This window comes from Sphingomonas phyllosphaerae, assembly GCF_029623345.1.
In the GTDB taxonomy this organism is placed as follows: domain Bacteria; phylum Pseudomonadota; class Alphaproteobacteria; order Sphingomonadales; family Sphingomonadaceae; genus Sphingomonas; species Sphingomonas phyllosphaerae_C.
On record NZ_JAPYKH010000002.1, the window covers coordinates 175208 to 193365 of the forward strand.

The window sequence follows — 18158 nt, forward strand, 5'->3', positions numbered from 1 at the left end:
CGGAACGCCTGGACGGGTCGAATATCGGCGGGTGGCCGTGAGTGGCCGGTATTGGATCTCGTCACGCCTGGAGAAAGAGGCCGCAAGCCTCCAGAAGCCTCTTCGGGGTCGTTCGGTGAGCTCTGCTTTCCATCCGCTACTCGCGCACGGGCTCCGCGTGCGCCTCGATGATCTCGCCGCCTTCGGGCAGCGAGACCCGCAGCAGCCGCACCGCCCGATCGACCGCGATCGTCACCGGTGACCCGCTCACCGCGCGCACCGACGCGATCGGCCGCCACGTCACCGCGTCGTCGGACACGTCGACCCCGAGCTGTGTCGGTACCATCGGCGCACCCGGGCGCAGGACGAGCCGCGCGACGCGCTGCATCCGCCCAAGATCGAGCACCAGCGTACCGGCTCGCTCGCTGCGCCAGCTCGTAGCGTAATTGTCGTCGCCGGCGAGCGCGGCGGCGTGCGCGGGGTCGGCGCGCGAGGCGGTGATCGCCGCCGGCGCGATCGCGCTGCGCGCGCGCCGCGCCGCGGTGCCGGGCACGTCGGCGCCCTGGTTGCTGGCGGCGACTGGATCGATCCGGTCACCGCGCACGACCAACCGGTCCACCGCCACCTGGCGGCGCACGTCGCCGCCGGGCGCATAGGGCAGTGACTGGCGGTGATAGAGGATGAAGTCCTCGCCGCCGGCGCGGAACACCGCGTGATGCCCGGGGCTGACGATGCCGCGCGCGCGATCAGTGGCGAGGATCGGCCTGTCCGCGGTCTCGCGGAACGGTCCGAGCGGCGAGGTGCCCACCGCATAGCGCACCTGATAGCTGTCGGTGGTGGTGTTGCCCCAGCTGTACGTCAGAAAATAGACGCCGCCGCGCTTGAACACGAAGGGCGCCTCGAAATAATGTGCCGGAGTGACGTCGATCGGTTCGCCGTCGAAGCTCACCATGTCGGGCTTGAGCCGCACCGCGAAGCAGCGGCCGTTGACCCAGTTGAGCCCTGATCCCCAGTAAAGATAGGCTTGGCCATCGTCGTCGACGAAGGCCTCGGCGTCGATCATGTGATAGCCTGGGCGGTAATTGCCGGGGATCAGCGGACGCCCCCGATTGGCGTCGCGCCACGGGCCGCTCGGGTGGGGTGCGCTGCCGACCCATACCTCGCTGCCCACCGAGACGTACATCCAGTAGCGGCCGTGCGCGCGCACCACCGAGGGCGCCCAGACCCGGCTGTCGTTCGAGGTCGGGCTCGTCGCCGCGCGCTTGGTTGGCCACGCCGGTGTGGTGAGCGTCCAGTCGCGCAGGTCGTGCGAGCGCCATAGGGCGAGCGTGTCGCCGCCCCAGGGATCGACCGTGGCATAGACGAACCACTCGCCCTCGGCATGAAGGATCGAGGGGTCGGCGAAATAGCCCGGCAGGATCGGGTTGCGCGCGCCTGGCGCCAGCGCTGGCGTGTCGGCGGCGACCGTGGCCGCCGCGAGCAGCGGCAGCATGAGCATCATGGATCGCGATCGTCGCATGGTCTCTCGTCCTTCCGGCGAATCGGCTGCGTAAGCCGGTCGACTGGTTCTATCCTCATTTCGCCGCAGGATAGAACCAACTTGCCGGCCTAGCCACCGTCGCGCCCCTTCGCCGCACAGCGCAGGGATGTGGCAGCCGCAAACGATACCATTCTCGTAAATCGTTCGAGTCAACCCGGAAGCTGCTGGATTCCGGAGCTAAAATCAACGACGGAGATCAGATTACAAAAACAATTTGGGAGATTTGAAAGATAATACCAATGCAGTGCCTGGTCAGGAACGATAGAGACCATTTTCTACTTGACCACATTCCATATATGACGGCACACTCTCGCCAAGGAGAGCAGGCCGGCACCGTTTACCCGCACTCGTACCGGTGGAAGGTCGTTCATGATCGGCCGCGGCACCGGGTGGCAGCTGTTACCTGACTGTCCTTGATCGGTCGTTCGACGAGCGGCCGAGCGCACGCACGATCGCGTCGCGCCACCACGACCGGCGAGATCGCGCCACCAGACGCGCGACCGCCTCACCGGGCCGAACGGCCCATCGTGACCCGTGCCGCACACGGGGCGCCGACGCTACGCGCCGGCGAGCGCGGCGTGGGTGACGCGAACAACCTACCGGGGAACGACGCGTCCGCGGCCGACCGGCCGTGGGCGCCTGAAGAGGGAGCCATTGACGATGACGATTGCCCGCCGCAGCCGCGGCGCCGACCGGCGGCGCGCGCTCGCCGCCACGTGCTGCCTCGCCGCGCTGCTAGCCGCCGCGCCCGCGGTGGCGCAGACCGATCCCGCCGCGCCGCCGCCTGCCGAGACGATCCCGCTGGCGGCCCCGACCGCCGCCCCGGTCGACACGCCGGCGCAGGCGGGTGACGGCGCCGACGGCGCGAACGAGATCACCGTCACCGGCTTCCGCTCAAGCCTCGCCTCGGCCGCCGAGGCCAAGCGCAACGACATCCGCATCAGCGACGGCGTCACCGCCGAGGATATCGGGAAATTCCCCGCGCAGAACGTCACCGAGGCGATCCAGCGCATCGCCGGCGTGCAGATGTCGAACATCAACGGCCGCGGCTCGACGATCAGCATCCGCGGGCTGGGGCCGCAATATGCGCGCACCACGATCAACGGCCAGACCTTCGCCAGCGCCGACTTCAAGGACGGTTTTCGCTACGACATCGTCCAGACCGATCTCGCCAGCAGCATCCAGGTGATCAAGTCACCCACCGCCGACATGGACTCGGGCGGGCTCTCGGGCACGGTCAACATCGATACGGTCAAGCCGCTCGCCTACAAGGGACCCAACTTCGTGGTGGGCGCCAAGGCCTATCACTCCGACTATCGCGGCGGCGTCACGCCCAAATTGAGCGGCGCTTATATCGACCAGTTCGCCGACGGCACGATCGGCGTGATGGCGAACGTCAGCTACCAGCGGCTCACCGATCGCGGCGACTATGCCTTCATCAAGAACTGGTACAATGCCGGCGTGGTCGATCCCGACAACCAGGTGCCGGGCAACTTCCGGCTGCGACGCATCGACCGCGACAGCAAGCAGCTGATGGCGAGCGGCGCGGTGCAGTGGAAGCCCTCGCCCGCGTTCGAGCTGCTGCTGCAGGGGCAATATTCGAAGGACGACACGCGCTACGACACGCAGCAGCTGGTCTTCGGCCGCTGGGACACCTCCGCGATCACCGTCAACGGCACCGGGGGCGGCGTCGCCAACAAGCTGACGATCAGCGACTTCGGCGTCGGCAACAACGACCAGCCCGAGATCCGCAACCTCAAGACGCAGGCCTATACCGGCACGGTCAACTGGCGCCCGGGCGAGGGCTGGCTGGTCCATGCCGTCGGCCATTACACCAAGGGCGACGCCGACCTGCGCGAATATGCCTCGATCGACGGCATCAACGTGGCCAGCGGCGGCACGCTCGACATCTCCGACTATCGCAACGTCAAGTTCACCACCGATCCCGGCGTGCTCGACGGCACCGCCTTCAATCCCACCAACCGACAGTATTTCGCCTTCGTCGACGGCGCCACGCACATCCAGGCCGCCACCGACCGCGCGGCGCAGCTCGACGTGACCAAGGACCTCGACGTCCTGGGGGTGAAATCCTTCACGTTCGGCGCCAAGTTCCACCACGAGAGCTTCGGCACCGACGCCTATCGCCACGACCGCGACGCCGACGTCAACGATCCCGCCACCTATCCCGAATATGCGCTGATCCCGGACCTGAGCACGACCGGCATCCGCGTGACCAATTTCCTGGGCGGGCGCATGGCGATCCCGACCAACTTCCTCGAGACCAACGCGCCGCTGTGGCAGTCCATCCTCGCCAAGGCGGGGATCACCGTCCCCGACACGCGCGACTGGGCCAATACCTATCTCGTCGACCGCTACATCCCCGCGGTCTACGCCATGGCCAACATCGACACGACGCTCGGCAGCATGGGGCTGCGCGGCAACATCGGCGCGCGTTACGAGCGCACCAAGCAGGTGGTCACCGCCAACCTCACCAGCAGCACCGACAGCAGCGCCGCGCTGCTCGGCACGCAGAAGATCCGGCAGGACTATGGCAACCTGCTACCGAGCGCGTCCTTCGCGCTTGACGTGACGAGCCGGCTGGTGGCGCGCGTCGCGCTCGCCAAGGTGCTGGTGCGACCGCTGCTCAACAACCAGACGCAGATGGCGGACACCTTCACCACCGACAATACCGGACCGCGCCCGAGTGTCTCGGTCTCCGCCGGCGAGGCGCGCCTCAAGCCGCTCACCGCCAATCAGGCCGACGTCAGCTTCGAATATTACCACGGCCAAGGCAATTCGATCAGCCTGGCGGGCTTCTACAAGGCGGTGAAGAACGGCACCTTCACGCAATTTTACTGCCCCGACAGCTTCGACGGCGTTACGCTCAACGGCCAGGTCGGCAACTGCACCTCGGCGGACGGCCGCACCGACTATAATTTCAGCCGCAAGCTCAACGACGACAGCGTGATCCACATCAAAGGCGTCGAGCTCGCCGCGACCGAGAGCTTCGACGGCTTCCTGCCGGTCGACGGTTTCGGCGCGACCGGCAACGTGACCGTGGTCAGCGCCGACTCGCCCGCGCTCGGCACTGGCTTCAACCTGCGCGACCTCTCCAAGCTGACGTGGAACCTGACGCCGTACTGGGAGGACCGCATCTTCAGCGTGCGCCTTTCGATCAACCACCGCAGCTCGTACAAGCAGGACGCCGCGTCGAGCTTCTTCGTCGACGGCGGGCAGATCCACACCGTGCGCGCGCGCACCCAGCTCGACCTCGCGCTCGGCGTCGCGCCGACCGAGTGGCTCGGGTTCACCGCGGGCGTGATCAATCTCAACAACACACGGGAAGAGGCCTATCAGACGACCGCGGACACGTTCCAGATGACGAGCCTGACCGGCCGCACCTTCTACGCCTCGGCGACGGCGCGCTTCTGATCGCCGCCCACCCAGCTCGACCGGAGATCGTTCGCTGATCCTTCCCTTTCAGTCGCCCGCGATCTCCCACCCTGGCGGGGCACTCCGGTGCCTCGCCCCTTGTCGGTCGCGCGTGCGCGGCGTCGCGATGGGGGTCGCCGCGGCGCTGGCGCTGCTGGCGCCGGGCGCGTCCGCGACGGGAGCGTCGGCGGATGCGGCGCGCGCCGCGCTCGAGCGGCTCGGCGTGCCACGCGACCGCGTCGCGGTGACGCTCGTGCGCGCCGAGGACGCGCGCTATCGCGTCCATGTCGCGCGCGGGCGGGTGGCGGTGACGGCGTCGTCGCCCGCCGCGGCGGTGCGTGGCGTCACCGCCGAGCTGCGGCGGCAGGGCCTGTTCTACGCCGGCTGGGACGGGCGCCGCGTCGGCGCGCTCGCCGCGCTGCGCGCCGGCGACAGCGGCTGGGTCGCCTCGCCGTTCGGCTATCGCGCCTATCTCAACACCTGCACCTACGGCTATACCACGCCGTGGTGGGACTGGCCGCGCTGGGAGCGCGAGATTGACCTGATGGCCGTCCGCGGCGTCGACCTGCCGCTGGCGATGGAGGGGCAGGAATATGTCTGGCGCGCGCTGTGGCGCGAGCAGGGGCTGAGCGACGCGGCGATCCGCGACCATCTCGCCGGCGCGCCCTTCCTGCCGTGGCAGCGGATGGGCAATATGGCGGGCTATCGCGCGCCGCTGTCGGACCGCTGGATCGACAAGAAGCACGACCTCCAGCGTCGCCTGCTCGCGCGCTACCGCGACCTCGGCATGACGCCGATCCTGCCCGCCTTCGCCGGCTACGTGCCCGAGGCGTTCGCGCGCGCGCACCCCGGGGCGAAGATCTACCGCATGCGCCAGTGGGAGGGCTTCCCCGGCACCTATTGGCTCGACCCGTCCGACCCGCTGTTCGCCAAGCTCGCCGCGGACTTCCTGCGGCTCTACACCGCCGCCTATGGCCCGGGGCGCTACTATCTCGCCGACGCGTTCAACGAGATGGTGCCGCCGATCGCCGACGACGGCAGCGACACCGCGGCGGCGAGCTACGGCGACAGCACCGCCAACACCGCCGCGACCCGCGCCGCCGCGCTGCCCCCCGCGGTGCGCGACGCGCGGCTCGCGGCCTACGGCCGGCGGCTGTACCAGTCGATCGCCGCGGCGCGCCCGGGCGCGACCTGGGTGATGCAGGGCTGGCTGTTCGGCGCCGACAAGAGCTTCTGGACCCCCGAGGCGATTGCCGCCTTCCTGCGCGACGTGCCCGACCGCCGCATGCTGCTGCTCGACATCGGCAACGACCGCTACCCCGGCATCTGGCGCGCCACGCACGGCTTCGACGGCAAGGGCTGGATCTACGGCTATGTCCACAATTACGGCGGCAGCAACCCGCTGTACGGCGCGCTCGACTTCTATCGCCGCGACCTCGCCGCGCTCCAGGCCGATCCCGCGCGCGGGCGGGTGAGCGGCTTCGGCATGTTCCCCGAGGGACTGAACAGCGACGGCCTGGTCTATGACTTCGCCTATGACGCCGCCTGGCCCGACCAGCGCGACGCCATGGACGTGCCGGCCTGGCTGGAGCGCTATCTCGCCGCCCGCTATGGCGCCGCCGATCCGGCAGTGGTCGCGGCGTGGCGCGACGTCGTCGCGGGCCTGTACGACACGCGCTACTGGACGCCGCGCTGGTGGCACGAGCGCGCCGGCGCCTATCTGCTGTTCAAGCGCCCCGGCGCGGACGCCCCTGACTATCCCGCCGCGCCGGGCGACCGCGCCCGCGCGCGCACCGGGATCGCTGCGCTGCTCGCGCGCGCCCCGGCGCACGCCGACTCTGCCCTGTTCCGCCACGACCTCGTCGATCTCGTCCGCCACGAGGCGAGCATCGCGACAGATGCCGCTCTCGCGCGCGCGGTCGCTGCCTATCGCGCCGGCGACGTCGCCGGCGGTGACGCCGCAACGGCGCGCGCGCGGACGCTGGCCGGGCGGATCGACGCACTGATCGGCGGCCAGCAGGAGACGCTGGCCAGCTGGATCGCCGACGCGCGCGGCTATGGCGCGAACCCGGCCGAGCGCGACCGCTACGAGACCGACGCCAAGGCGCAGGTCACCGTTTGGGGCGGCACGGGCCATCTCGGCGACTATGCCTCCAAGGCGTGGGCGGGGCTGTACGCGCATTATTACCTGCCGCGCTGGACGCTCTACCTCGACGCCGCGCGCGCCGCCGCGCTGACGCGGCGCCCGGTGGACGAGGCGGACGTGGCGCGGCGGATCGCGACGTGGGAGAAGGCCTGGGTCGCCGATCACCGCCGCTATACCGCGGCGGCGCCGGCGGACACGATCGCGGACGCGCGCGCGCTGATGACGGAGGTGGAGCGATGACCGGACCTGCGCGCGCCGAGCGCTTCATCTCGCTCGATATGTTCCGCGGCGCGACGATCTTCCTGATGATCGTCGTCAACACCGCCGGCGCGGGCACGCCCTACACGCAGCTGGAGCACGCGCCCTGGATCGGCTTCACGCTCGCCGACCTGATCTATCCGTCCTTCCTGTTCGCGGTCGGCAACGCGATGAGCTTCGCGCTGACCCGGCCGATGAGCGACCGCGTCTTCCTGCGCCGCGTGGTGCGCCGCGCCGCGCTGATCTTCCTGCTCGGCGTGCTGATGTACTGGTATCCCTTCGTCGTCCACGGCGACGGCGGCTGGGCGGCCAAGCCCTTCGCGGAGACACGGCTGACCGGCGTGCTGCAGCGGATCGCGCTCTGCTACCTGCTCGCCAGCCTGCTCGCGCGCTATCTCACGCCGAGGCGGCTGCTGCTCGCCGCGGTCGCGCTGGTAGCGGCGCATTGGGCGATCCTGCTCGCCTTCAGCCCCGCGGGCGAGGCGTTCGGCCGCTACCACAATGCGGGGACGCTGCTGGACCTGTGGCTGATCGGCCCGGACCATCTGTACCGGCGCGACCACGGCTTCGATCCCGAGGGGCTGTTGGGGACGCTGCCCGCGACCGCCAACGTGATCGCTGGCTATCTCACCGGGCTGGCGGTGCAGCACTGGGGCAAGCACCGCACCACCGTCGCGCGGCTGGCGGGGATCGGTGTCGCGCTGAGCCTGCTCGCGCTGCTGCTCGCGCCGCTCCTGCCGGTGTCGAAGAAATTGTGGACCGGCTCGTTCGTCTCGCTCACCGTCGGGCTCGACCTCGTGCTGCTCGCCGCGACGATCGCGCTGGTCGAGCTGCGCGGCGCGCGGCTCGGGCGCGAGTTCCTCCAGATGCTCGGGCGCAACCCGCTCGCGCTCTATCTCTTCTCCGAGTTGTTGGTGGTGACTCTCGAGCTGATCCAGGTACGTCCGGGCTCGGGGCTGTATCACTGGATCGGGCTCGAGCTGTTCCAGCGGCTGGCCCCTGGGCCGCTGGGGTCGTTGTTATGCGCGCTCTCCTACACCTTGGTCTGCTGCCTGTTCGCGCGTGCGCTCGACCGCCGCGGCATCATCCTCAAGGTGTAATGATGGCGCACAATCAATGGAACGCCGCGCACGAAGGGATCTGTCATCCACCAACCCTGCCTCTCTGCAGAGGGTTGGGGAAGAGCTAGCCGCTATGCTCGCGCCAGCGCCCTAAGCCGCTCATTAAGCGAGAGAAGACGCTGCCTGTATCTTGGCGTAAATCGACGCATCAACATGAACGGACGGAGGGACCTGGAAAGCGATCGATGCCCCTGAGTGACCACCTCTGGGTCGTTTTCCTTCCGGCAGCTTAGCCGCAAGGACGTCGATTTGCTCGATCGTCGGCGGTAGGGCCAACAAGTCTTCGCCATGCTCCTGCAGCGCCGCAGCGATTTTGCCGGCGAGGTGCGCCGGATAAACTCGGCGTGCGTCAGCCGCAGCGCGCCGGCGCCGGCATTGTCGGCAGCGTGTTCGGGACTGGATGCTTGGGGTGCTGGGGTGACCGTCGAGAACGCGGCGCGCCTGAGCGCCGGGCAGGTCGACCACGATCAGCGCGCCCTTGGCGCCGGCATCGGTCAGCTAGGCATGACGACCATCCGCGCCGAGCCGTACGTCGTTGATATAAGAGCTGGGCGGCGCGACATTCTCGTCGAAGTGGATGACCTGCGCGACCCGGTCCGTCGCAAGATCGAACCGCACCAGCTTGGCGCCGCCCGGCACGACATAGCTCTGCCCCGGCGCTGCGGAATCAGCTACCCAGAGGTTCCCCCGGTCATCGGCGACGACGCTCTGCACGCAGACGAAATGGTCGCTGGCAGAAATCTGATCCTGCTTGGTGTTCCGCCAGCTGCTCCAGCCCGCGATCAGATAGGCGCTGATCCGACCGTCCGGAGCGCCTACGGCAACCGAGATCGGCGCATCCTCTGTCCGGCGCTGAAAGCATGACGAAGATGCGCCCGTCCCGCGCAATCGTGACGCCGATGACCTGGTGTTCGAAGCTTGCCACGGGCTGCAATCGGATCGCTTCGTTGCGGGGCGACCTAGGGTTCCGCTGTGCCGCGGAGGCAGTAGCCAGAAGCGCTGCGATGATCGCAGTGCCTACCCTTGTAAGTCTGACCATGGCCAACTCCAGCAGGCGGGCCACCGCTAAGACACTTATCGCAAGGTCACGGGAAGACGGGCAAAACCTCGGAAACCTTCCGCGGGTGCGCAGCGGTGACGCCGGGCGCCGCGGTCCGATCTCAGAGCGGACACTGGATCGAGCTCAACCAAATCGTGCCGGATCAAAGCCGATGAGCTTACGGTTGACCGAGCCAGTCCCATACTTAAGAATACCATTTTTATTTATTGCTGATCGGAGATGGTGATGTTCCGCTATGGTCTGGCAGCTGCCACCTGCCTGAGCCTCACCGGGCTCGCCGTGGCGCAGCAGGGCCGGCCATCGACGCCTGCTGCCGAGGTCAATCCCTTCATCGGGACCACCAACGGGGGTAACGTTTTCCCGGGCGCGACACGGCCGTTCGGTATGGTCGCGTTCAGCCCCGAGCTCACGCCGCTGCCGGGCAAGCGGCTCCCGATTGCAGCGCCTGGCGGCTACGAATGGCGCGGCAACGGCGTGCGCGGGTTCAGCCTGACCCATGTCTCGGGCACGGGCTGTGCCGGGGCGAGCGGCGACGTCCCGATCATGCCGGTGACAATCCCGGTTGAGCGCTCGCCCGCCTCGGTCGAGGCGGGGTTGAGCTACGCCAGCCTGCTCGACCACGCCGCCGAACGCGCCTCGCCCGGGGCCTACCATGTCGCGCTCGACAACGGCGTCGCGGTCGATCTCGGCGCGACCGAGCGCAGCGCGGTCGGCCGGTTCGCCTTTCCCGCGGACAAGCCCGCCAATCTGCTGTTCCGCACCTCCGACAGCGAGGTGGGCAGCAGCGACTCCACGATCCGCATCGATCCGGCCACCCGGACGGTCAGCGGCACCGTCACCTCGGGCAATTTCTGCGGCTATCTCGCGGCGGATCGACGCGAGAGCTATTACACGCTCCACTTCGTCGCGCAGTTCGACCAGCCTTTCACCGTGGGCGGGACGTGGCGTGACGAGCGCGTCAACGCCGGCGCGGCGAGCGGGGGCGGGGGCACCGGCTACGGCGACCACGGTCACCCGCCGGTAGGGCGCGGGGCGGGCGGCTGGATCGGTTTCGCGCCGGACGCCGCGCGCGCGGTGACGATGCGTGTCGGCGTGTCATATGTCGACGAGGCGGGCGCTCGGCGCAACCTGGAGCGCGAAAGCCCGGCGGGCACCAGCGTGGACTCGGTCCAGGCCGCGGGTCGGGCCGCATGGGAGCAGGCACTGGGTCGGATCCGCGTCGAGGGCGGCGCGCACGACGAGCGTACCGTCTTCTACACCGCGCTGTACCACGCGCTGATGACGCCCAACCTCTATAGCGACGTCGACGGGCGCTACCGCGGCTTCGACGCCGCGGTGCACGCGCTCGCACCGCGGCAGCAAGCCCAATATGCCAATTACTCTGGCTGGGACGTGTATCGCTCGCAGCTACAGCTCGTGACGCTGCTCGACCCTCAGCGCGGTTCGGACATTGCCCAGTCGCTGCTCAACCAGGCCGAGCAGAACGGCGGGACGTGGGATCGCTGGACGCATCTCACCGGCGCCACCGGCGTGATGAACGGCGACCCGTCGCCGCCCTCGCTCGCCGCCATCTACGCCTTCGGCGGGCGCTCGTTCGACATCGAGCGCGCCTATGCCTCGCTACGTCGCGCCGCGACGGTACCCAGCGCCAAGGACCTCGACCGCAAGGGCTGCCCGGTGCTGTGCGTCGGGCAGCGGCCCGGGCTCGATCAGTGGCTCAAGCTACACTACATGCCCGTCGGCGCGCCGGGCTGGGGCGCGGTGTCCGACACGCTCGAGCTTGCTGCGGCCGACTTCGGGCTCGCCGAGCTGGCACACCACGCCGGGGACCGCGCCGGCGAGAAGCTGTTCCGCGCGCGCTCCGGTTGGTGGCGCAACCTGTACAATCCCACAGCCACGCCCGCGGGCGGCTACCTCCAGCCGCGACGCGCCGACGGCGGCTGGCCGCGCTTCGACCCGTCCTCGGACGAGGAGATGGTGGAGGGCAGCGGCGCGCAATATCTCTGGATGGTGCCGTTCGACCCGGCGGGGCTGATCGACGTGCTCGGCGGCCGTGCCGCGGCGTCGCGCCGGCTCGACGCCTTCTTCCGCGCGCCCGACGGCGGCTGGGCGGTGACGAAGGCGGGGCCGCTCCATGCCGAGCTCGACAACGAGCCGTCCATCGCCTCGCCGTGGACCTACTTGTTCACCGGCGAGCCGTGGAAGACGCAGGAGACGGTACGCGCGGCGATGCGCCAGATTTGGACCAACACGCCCGCTGGAATTTCCGGCAACGACGACCTGGGTCAGATGTCGTCCTGGTACGTCTGGTCGGCGCTGGGCCTGTACCCGCTTTATCCCGGGCGCGCCGAGCTGGTGATCGGTAGCCCGCTCTTCCCGCGTGCGACGATCGAGCGCCCCGGCGGCGTCCGGCTGGTCATCGACGCGGCCGGCGCTGCGCCCGACGCGCCGTATGTTTCCGCGCTGCGCATCGACGGTCGCGCGAGCGACCGCGCCTGGCTGCCGGCCCAGGCGGTGACCCGCGGCGCCACGCTCGACTTCACCATGGCGCGTCAGGCGGACCGCTCCTGGGCGACGCGTACTACGCCACCGTCGTTCGGGCCGAGTGTAGGGCGCGCAGCCGATCGCTAACGAGGCTGCGCGTCCTTGGGTGTTGCGATGCAAGTCACCCAAGGTTCTCTAGTATTGGACCGGCTAAGCGCGATGTTGCAGCGTTGATCAATGGTCTGCCGCTTATCCTGAGCAGAGCCACGGCGTGCCAATAGGTACCCTCGACGCAGCGATCTCCAGCGCGTTTTCCGATTGGCGATCGGACCTGTAGAAGGTGTCAGACACCAGCCAAGGTTGGAGTTGTCGTGCGTGACGAGCGTCGCGCAGGGAAGGGTGCGCGGGCCCACAAAGGTGCGAGCCCGCCTAGTTACTTTAGCTCGCCTGTGACGAAGCGACCGCGTCCGCACCTGCCGGCAAGTGCGTCTGCTCGTCCACGTCGGTCACCGCGCGCCAGATCGCGTCGGCGACGTCCTCCGACGAAGTGGTCGGCCCCGTGTCCTGCTGCCAGCCAGCCATCACCTGCTCTACCAGCGAAAGGTAGGGTTCGGGGAAGCCGCCGGTCATGGCGGCGCGGGCATTATCCCCGAAGCGTGTCGTCGGCGCACGGCCCGGCAGCACGACCCGGACGCGAACGTTGAAGGGTTCGAGCTCCAGCGCGACGCTGTCGGAGAAGGCGTTCACTGCCGCCTTGCTCGCGGTGTAGACGGACAGCAGCGGCAGTGGTCGATAGGTCACCGACGAGGTCACGTTGACGACGACGCCGTCGCGCCGTTCCCGCATCTGCGGCAGCACCGCCTGCATCATCGCGATCGTGCCAAGCGTGTTGGTCTCGAAGATCTGGCGCGCTGTCGCGATCGGCGTGCCTTCCAGCGCGTTGAGGAAGCCGATGCCGGCGTTGTTGACGAGAGCGTCGATCGGTCCCGCCTCGGCAACCACGCGCGCGATACTGGCGGAATCCGTCACGTCGAGGGGCATCACGCGAAGGCGCGCTGACGCGGGCAGCACATCCTCCCGCGGGTTCCGCATCGTCGCAATCACGTCCCAATCGCGCGTCGCAAAGTGGCGAGCGACTTCCAGCCCGAAGCCGGAAGAGCACCCGGTGATCAATATGGTCGGCATGAAAGCTCCTGTCGTTGGCACCGCATCACATGGCGCTCACGCTAGGATCTGCTACGTTTGCGCGTCCGCATCTGTTTGGCGAGCGTCCGAAGTTGACTGATCCTCTCACGCAGGTCGTCGGCCTGCTCCAGCCCGACCTGTCTTTCGCAAAATTTGTTGAAGCGGCAGGGACGTGGCGGGTCCGCAGGGTGGGGGATGGCCGTGCCTTCTTCTTCGCCGCGCTCGAAGGCAGCGTGCAGCTCGACATCGCAGGGCATGCTCCGGTCCTGATCGAGGGCGGTGATTTCGTGTTGATCCCCGCCGCCTACGACTTCACCTCGTCCAGCATGACCGACGTGCCCTCGTTGATCGGCGACAGCCTGCCGGTCGAGATCCGACCGAACGTCTTCCGCCTCGGCGACCAGCTTGGTGAGCCCAGCGTTCGCATGCTGGTCGGCTCCTGCGCCTTCGCCTCGGCGGATGCCGGGTTGCTCGTGTCGCTGCTGCCCTCGATGGTCCACGCGCGGGGCGAGCCGCGCCTGACTACCCTGATTCAGCTGGCCGTCGAGGAGTCGAGGGGAGAGCGGGCTGGGCGAGAGGTGGTGCTCGCTCGGCTCATGGAAGTCTTGTTCATCGAGGCGCTCCGCTCCTCCGGGCCGCATCGCTCATCGGGCGTTCTGCGAGGCCTGAGCGATGAGAAGGTCGCGGCAGCGATCCGCGCCATCCATGAACAACCAAGCGTCGCCTGGGACGTACCCACGCTAGCCAAGACCGCAGCGATGTCACGCTCGGCCTTTTTCGAGCGCTTTCGGCGCACCGTCGGCATGGCGCCGATGGAATATCTCCTGCATTGGCGGATCGTGCTCGCGAAGCGATCGCTCGAGGAGGGTAAGCTCGCCGCCACCGAAATCGCCCGGAGGGTTGGCTACAGCTCCGCCAGCACCTTCAGTGTCGCCTTCTCGCGGCATGTCGGTGTCACGCCGACCATGTACGCGCGACGAAAGCTGCTCGAGAACGAGCCTGCAAGCGACCCGCTGAGCCAGCATGAACCGATGTCCGCTTTCGGGTAGCGATTAAGCCGCTTGGGCGATCGTCTCAGCGGCTCCAGGCCAGACGCTGTCCCTTAGCCAAGTCGATCTTTTCCATTCGAGGGCGCGTTGATGGCGAGCTGAGCAGCGAAGGCACGGCGATACGCTGGCCTATTCTCCCCGCGGGCGACGTATGCCGAAAGCGCTGGAAATTCATCGAGCAGGCCCGTGACGCGGAAGCGGAGCAGCACAGAGACCATCATCAGGTCACCGGCGCTGAAGTCGCCGTCGAGCCATCGTGACCCACCGAGTTGATCGGACAGCTGCGTCAGTCGCACGCGAGCGCGATCCTCCACCAAGGGGAGGCGTTCCTCTGCCCAGGGCCGGTCGGCCTCGAAGATCCGGGCGGCGGTGAGATCGAGCACGGTGGGCTCTACTGTGTTCAGCGCCGCGAGCGTCCACATGATCGCGCGAGCTCGGGCATTGGGATCGGCTGGCAGCAGACCCGCGTGCCGCTCCGCGATGTGGAGGACGATCGCGCCAGTCTCGAACAGGACAAGACTGCCATCCTCATACGTCGGGATCTGGCCGAACGGGTGCAGCGCAAGATGCGCGGGCTGCTTCATCGCTTCGAAGGTTACCAGGCGGACGTCGTACGGCTGGCCGACTTCCTCCAGCGCCCAGCGCACGCGCGTGTCGCGGGCGAGCCCTATGCCGCCGTCCGGTGAACGTTGAAACGCGGTGATGGTAGGTTTCGTCGTCACTGCCTCCTCCGGTCGCCTCCCGCGCGACGAGCCGCCTTGTCAGCGGACGCGTGTCGCCGGCGCGCGCAACGGTAGCAGCGCGCGCAGGCGCGGCTCGCGCAGCCACAATCCACCCCAGGTCGCAACGCCCAGGTACACGCCGAACAAGGTGAAGCCGAGTAGCGGGCTTCCCACGCGCAGGTGGCTGGCGACGGCACCGCCGAGATAGCTGGTGACCAGAATGGCGCCGAGCAGGGCGGTACGGGGCGACGCATACAGGGCGGTACAGACGGCGAGAATGGCACCGAGTGTGCGGTAGAAATGCGGCTCGGCCGGTAAACCGAGCGGGGGGCTGTGCGCTATCATTGCCTCCGGCGCGAATAGCTTGCCGCCAGCATCGGCGGCGAGCGCGAGCACGACGAGGCCGCTGATCACGCGTCCGGCGACGATGCCGCGCTCGCTGGTCGCACCGGCGCGCGGGGGGAGCGGCGAGCCGGCCTCGCTCACAGGGTACCGCCCTCGGCGAGCGTCTTTAGCTGATCGGCCATCGCACCCCAGCCGTCGTCGAAGCCCATCGTGCGATGCTGTTCGGCGGATTCGTCGGTCCAATGTCGCGCGGTGGCGATGAAGCGTGTCCCTGAGCCTTCCGACACGATCTCGAATAGCCCGACCATGAACGGTCCACTCGGCTGCCAGTCGCCAGTGAAGGCGTCGGAGAAGACGAAGCGGCGTCCGGGCTGGTAGTCGAGGATCACGCCTTCGTTGGGCATCTCCTCTCCGTTGGGGCCATGCATCACCACCAGGCTGCGGCCGCCGGGGCGCCATTCGACCTGACGCGCCTCGGCGCGCCAAGGGCGAGGACAGAACCACTCCTCGAAGCGGTCCATCATCGTTTCCCACACGCGAGTGACGGGCGCCTCGATATGCCGTTCGACGCTCAGTTCGCGGTTCATGCTCTCTCTCCTTTGCAGAGCAAGGTGACGTAGCGCTTGAGGTGCCGGACGCCGGCGCGCGCGGGCTCGGGATCACCGGCGGCCTTCGCGAGAACGAAGCCGCCTTGCAGCACGGCTTGGAAGTGCAGCGCGAGTTCCGCGGCATCGATGTCGACGACACCGTGGTCGGCAAGCGCCCTGCCGACATCTGCCTCGAGCGTCGTCGCGTGGCCGACGATCGCCCGATCGGCGGCGTGGGCGATGGCAGGAGACGATTGGTGCACTTCCTGTGCGAGCGTCCCGGCGAGGCACGTGAAAGCATCGATGTCGCCCGCGATGAGCGCCTCGCGCAGATCGAGGTAACCCAGCACCCGGGCGAGTGCATCGGGCAAGGCGTGATAGTCGGCCTCCGCGAAGAGGGGTGAGGTCATCGCGAGCCAGTGCTCAGCGGCCGCCACACCGAGTGCTTCCTTGGAAGCGAAATGATGGAAGAAGGCGCCCTTGGTCACGCCCGCCGCGGTGCAGAGCTGGTCGATGCTGGTCGCGGCGAAGCCGTTCCGCCGGATAAGCGTCACCGCCGCATCCAGCAGCTTTCCCCGGGCGGGCGACGGAAGTGAGCGACTCAGCATGGGGCATCATACCAACCAGTCGGTATGGCCGCAATGGCCCAAGCTCGAGCGCATGGACGCGGTAGTCGCGAGCAGCATTGTGGCCTGCGGACGCTCCTGTCGGCGATGTTGGCTACTCAGGAACGGGCATGGACCAAATGACCCAAGTCGGGCGACTATCCGTCAATCCCGCTCCCGTGATATCGGCTGACGGGCAGTTGGAGGAGAAGAAGGATGTCGGAGAGTGGCAGTGTCTCGCTAACACCTTCCGCTGATTTGGCTGCGGCACGCCGAGCTCTCTTCCCCGGCGAGAGCGAGGCCTACGCTTCTGCCAAGCAGGCGCTCTTAGCGGAGGAGATCGAGCTCCGTCGTCAGCTTGCGCGGGTCGCTGAGCAACGCCGGAAGCTGCCGCCGGGCCCGGTGATCGGGAAGCCTTACCGCTTGACTGGTGCCAACGGCACTAACGTCGGCCTGGCTGATCTCTTCGGCGATCACCAAACCCTTATCACCTACTTCTGGATGTACGGTCCTGAGCGGAAAAGACCGTGCCCGATGTGCACCAACCTGCTCGGACCCCTCAATGGCAATGCCGCCGACATCAAGCAGCGGGCCGCTCTTAAAATCTTGGGACGCTCTCCGGTCGAGCGGCAATGGGCCTTCGCGCGGGAACGAGGGTGGGCCAACCTCGATTTCGTACAGACCGACGGAGACGATTACGCCCGAGACATTGGCGCGCTGACCCCGGAAGGTGACGAATACCCGGCGCTGGTCGTCTTCCGGCGCGATGGCCCACAGATCCGACTGTTCTGGGCCGGTGAGATGAGCGGAGCAATGGCCGATCCCGGACAGGATCCGCGCGGCGCTCCAGACCTTGCGCCACTCTGGAACTTGCTGGACCTCACGCCAGAGGGCCGCGACCCCTTCTGGTATCCGAAGCTGAGCTACTAAGCGACGGGCGGGTGGGCGACGCCCTCTCCCGACTAGGCGCCGGGATCAGGGTCACAATGCTCATCCACGAGCTTCATCCCCGTGGCTGTGTGCTTGCCCTCCGCGTCGCTGCGGATTGGGTCACGCTCGACCTCACGGTCGTTGGCGTCGGCTCCCGCCTGACGATTGGCTGCATCCAGCCGGGCCTTGAGCAGAGGCATCTCGGACTTCTTCATGGCTCAGCCCCTCGTTGTTGCGTGCTTATCCTCGTCGAGTGCCCAGATCCAGCTGGCGTGCGAGTTCCTCGTAGTTGTCCGACAGAGTGCCGGCGGGTGCCGGCGAGCGCCTGGCGTCGTAGTTGGTGGTGGCAATCGGGCTGTGTCGGCGAGGCTGCATCGGGTCGTTGAACGTCTTGAACATCGACGCCTATCTACACGATCCGCCGGGCAGACGCCACCACATTACCCGTTCAGGAGCCGTGTCCGACGCTAGTGCTTGTTTGGCAAACCCTCGGGCTGAAGCCACGCGAGCGCGCGATCGACGCTCTTGTCCTCCCCGATCGCCCTACGCACCAACTCCGGTGTATCGATCGGGAGGCGGATCGCGCCGGTTGTTTGCGATAGTAGCTCGAGGAAGTTGGTGGTGACGACGTCGCCACTCCGGCGCGCTCGCCGGTAGGCCCTTAATGTCTGGTTCATGAATCTGCCTAGGCGCGACTAGGCGTTGATGCAAAGCA

15 protein-coding genes are annotated in these 18158 nt (G+C 67.9%); 6 read left to right on the forward strand and 9 right to left on the reverse strand.

Translation table 11 applies throughout. The annotated features are described in order from the left end of the window. Positions 1 to 136 precede the first annotated feature (136 nt). Positions 137 to 1480 carry a family 43 glycosylhydrolase gene (locus QBJ89_RS02725; RefSeq protein ID WP_277979010.1) on the reverse strand — a complete coding sequence of 448 codons (1344 nt, stop codon included), beginning with the start codon at positions 1478 to 1480 and terminating at the stop codon, positions 137 to 139. A 699-nt stretch (positions 1481 to 2179) separates the two neighbouring features. On the opposite strand from QBJ89_RS02725, the gene QBJ89_RS02730 reads away from it, so the two are divergent. From QBJ89_RS02730 to QBJ89_RS02740, 3 genes are all read left to right on the forward strand, one after another. Next, the gene (locus tag QBJ89_RS02730) at positions 2180 to 4951 is read left to right on the forward strand and encodes a TonB-dependent receptor (protein WP_277979011.1); all 2772 of its coding nucleotides are present in this window, start codon (positions 2180 to 2182) and stop codon (positions 4949 to 4951) included. Positions 4952 to 5063: 112 nt separating this feature from the next. After that, a complete protein-coding gene (locus QBJ89_RS02735; protein WP_277979012.1) occupies positions 5064 to 7337 on the forward strand; it encodes an alpha-N-acetylglucosaminidase in 2274 nt (757 codons plus the stop codon). Continuing rightward, positions 7334 to 8455: an acyltransferase family protein gene (locus QBJ89_RS02740; protein WP_277979013.1), complete on the forward strand. Its 1122-nt coding sequence runs from the start codon at positions 7334 to 7336 to the stop codon at positions 8453 to 8455. The genes QBJ89_RS02735 and QBJ89_RS02740 overlap by 4 nt, the downstream gene beginning before the upstream one ends. Positions 8456 to 8974: 519 nt before the next feature. Here the strand turns inward: QBJ89_RS02740 and QBJ89_RS20185 are convergent. Continuing rightward, the gene (locus QBJ89_RS20185; protein ID WP_431522501.1) at positions 8975 to 9190 is read right to left on the reverse strand and encodes an L-dopachrome tautomerase-related protein; all 216 of its coding nucleotides are present in this window, start codon (positions 9188 to 9190) and stop codon (positions 8975 to 8977) included. Between the two features lie 571 nt (positions 9191 to 9761). On the opposite strand from QBJ89_RS20185, the gene QBJ89_RS02750 reads away from it, so the two are divergent. Continuing rightward, positions 9762 to 12167, forward strand: a complete 2406-nt coding sequence (locus QBJ89_RS02750; protein ID WP_277979015.1) for a GH92 family glycosyl hydrolase — start codon at positions 9762 to 9764, stop codon at positions 12165 to 12167. A gap of 291 nt (positions 12168 to 12458) precedes the next feature. Here QBJ89_RS02750 and QBJ89_RS02755 read toward each other — a convergent pair whose 3' ends face one another. Next, a complete protein-coding gene (locus QBJ89_RS02755) occupies positions 12459 to 13205 on the reverse strand; it encodes an SDR family oxidoreductase (RefSeq protein WP_277979016.1) in 747 nt (248 codons plus the stop codon). Positions 13206 to 13234: 29 nt separating this feature from the next. On the opposite strand from QBJ89_RS02755, the gene QBJ89_RS02760 reads away from it, so the two are divergent. Beyond that, complete coding sequence (locus tag QBJ89_RS02760) at positions 13235 to 14254, forward strand: AraC family transcriptional regulator (protein ID WP_277979017.1); 1020 nt, start codon at positions 13235 to 13237, stop codon at positions 14252 to 14254. A gap of 53 nt (positions 14255 to 14307) precedes the next feature. Here QBJ89_RS02760 and QBJ89_RS02765 read toward each other — a convergent pair whose 3' ends face one another. The 4 genes from QBJ89_RS02765 to QBJ89_RS02780 are packed head-to-tail and all read right to left on the reverse strand — an operon-like array spanning position 14308 to position 16516. Next, positions 14308 to 14976, reverse strand: coding sequence for a glutathione S-transferase family protein (locus QBJ89_RS02765; protein ID WP_277979018.1), 669 nt, complete (start codon positions 14974 to 14976; stop codon positions 14308 to 14310). 39 nt (positions 14977 to 15015) lie between these two features. Further along, positions 15016 to 15462 (reverse strand): DoxX family protein, encoded by a 447-nt coding sequence (locus QBJ89_RS02770; protein WP_277979019.1) that lies wholly within the window; start codon positions 15460 to 15462, stop codon positions 15016 to 15018. After that, positions 15459 to 15908: an SRPBCC domain-containing protein gene (locus QBJ89_RS02775; RefSeq protein WP_277979020.1), complete on the reverse strand. Its 450-nt coding sequence runs from the start codon at positions 15906 to 15908 to the stop codon at positions 15459 to 15461. The genes QBJ89_RS02770 and QBJ89_RS02775 overlap by 4 nt, the downstream gene beginning before the upstream one ends. Next, the gene (locus QBJ89_RS02780; protein WP_277979021.1) at positions 15905 to 16516 is read right to left on the reverse strand and encodes a TetR/AcrR family transcriptional regulator; all 612 of its coding nucleotides are present in this window, start codon (positions 16514 to 16516) and stop codon (positions 15905 to 15907) included. The genes QBJ89_RS02775 and QBJ89_RS02780 overlap by 4 nt, the downstream gene beginning before the upstream one ends. A gap of 213 nt (positions 16517 to 16729) precedes the next feature. On the opposite strand from QBJ89_RS02780, the gene QBJ89_RS02785 reads away from it, so the two are divergent. Beyond that, the gene (locus tag QBJ89_RS02785; protein ID WP_277979022.1) at positions 16730 to 17443 is read left to right on the forward strand and encodes a DUF899 family protein; all 714 of its coding nucleotides are present in this window, start codon (positions 16730 to 16732) and stop codon (positions 17441 to 17443) included. Between the two features lie 32 nt (positions 17444 to 17475). On the opposite strand, the gene QBJ89_RS02790 is transcribed toward QBJ89_RS02785, so the two are convergent. Together QBJ89_RS02790 and QBJ89_RS02795 are read right to left on the reverse strand one after the other, a co-directional pair. Continuing rightward, the gene (locus tag QBJ89_RS02790; RefSeq protein WP_277979023.1) at positions 17476 to 17658 is read right to left on the reverse strand and encodes a hypothetical protein; all 183 of its coding nucleotides are present in this window, start codon (positions 17656 to 17658) and stop codon (positions 17476 to 17478) included. Positions 17659 to 17683: 25 nt separating this feature from the next. After that, a complete protein-coding gene (locus QBJ89_RS02795; RefSeq protein WP_277979024.1) occupies positions 17684 to 17842 on the reverse strand; it encodes a hypothetical protein in 159 nt (52 codons plus the stop codon). Between the last annotated feature and the right edge of the window lie 316 nt (positions 17843 to 18158).

What these genes read in the sequence shown, in the direction of transcription:
- QBJ89_RS02725 (WP_277979010.1), bottom strand. Translation starts at nt 1,480, where the DNA reads ATGATGCTCATGCTGCCGCTGCTCGCGGCGGCCACGGTCGCCGCCGAC.
- QBJ89_RS02730 (WP_277979011.1), top strand. Translation starts at nt 2,180, where the DNA reads ATGACGATTGCCCGCCGCAGCCGCGGCGCCGACCGGCGGCGCGCGCTC.
- QBJ89_RS02740 (WP_277979013.1), top strand. Translation starts at nt 7,334, where the DNA reads ATGACCGGACCTGCGCGCGCCGAGCGCTTCATCTCGCTCGATATGTTC.
- QBJ89_RS02750 (WP_277979015.1), top strand. Translation starts at nt 9,762, where the DNA reads ATGTTCCGCTATGGTCTGGCAGCTGCCACCTGCCTGAGCCTCACCGGG.
- QBJ89_RS02755 (WP_277979016.1), bottom strand. Translation starts at nt 13,205, where the DNA reads ATGCCGACCATATTGATCACCGGGTGCTCTTCCGGCTTCGGGCTGGAA.
- QBJ89_RS02760 (WP_277979017.1), top strand. Translation starts at nt 13,235, where the DNA reads ATGGCGCTCACGCTAGGATCTGCTACGTTTGCGCGTCCGCATCTGTTT.
- QBJ89_RS02775 (WP_277979020.1), bottom strand. Translation starts at nt 15,908, where the DNA reads ATGAACCGCGAACTGAGCGTCGAACGGCATATCGAGGCGCCCGTCACT.
- QBJ89_RS02780 (WP_277979021.1), bottom strand. Translation starts at nt 16,516, where the DNA reads ATGCTGAGTCGCTCACTTCCGTCGCCCGCCCGGGGAAAGCTGCTGGAT.
- QBJ89_RS02785 (WP_277979022.1), top strand. Translation starts at nt 16,730, where the DNA reads ATGTCGGAGAGTGGCAGTGTCTCGCTAACACCTTCCGCTGATTTGGCT.
- QBJ89_RS02790 (WP_277979023.1), bottom strand. Translation starts at nt 17,658, where the DNA reads ATGAAGAAGTCCGAGATGCCTCTGCTCAAGGCCCGGCTGGATGCAGCC.
- QBJ89_RS02795 (WP_277979024.1), bottom strand. Translation starts at nt 17,842, where the DNA reads ATGTTCAAGACGTTCAACGACCCGATGCAGCCTCGCCGACACAGCCCG.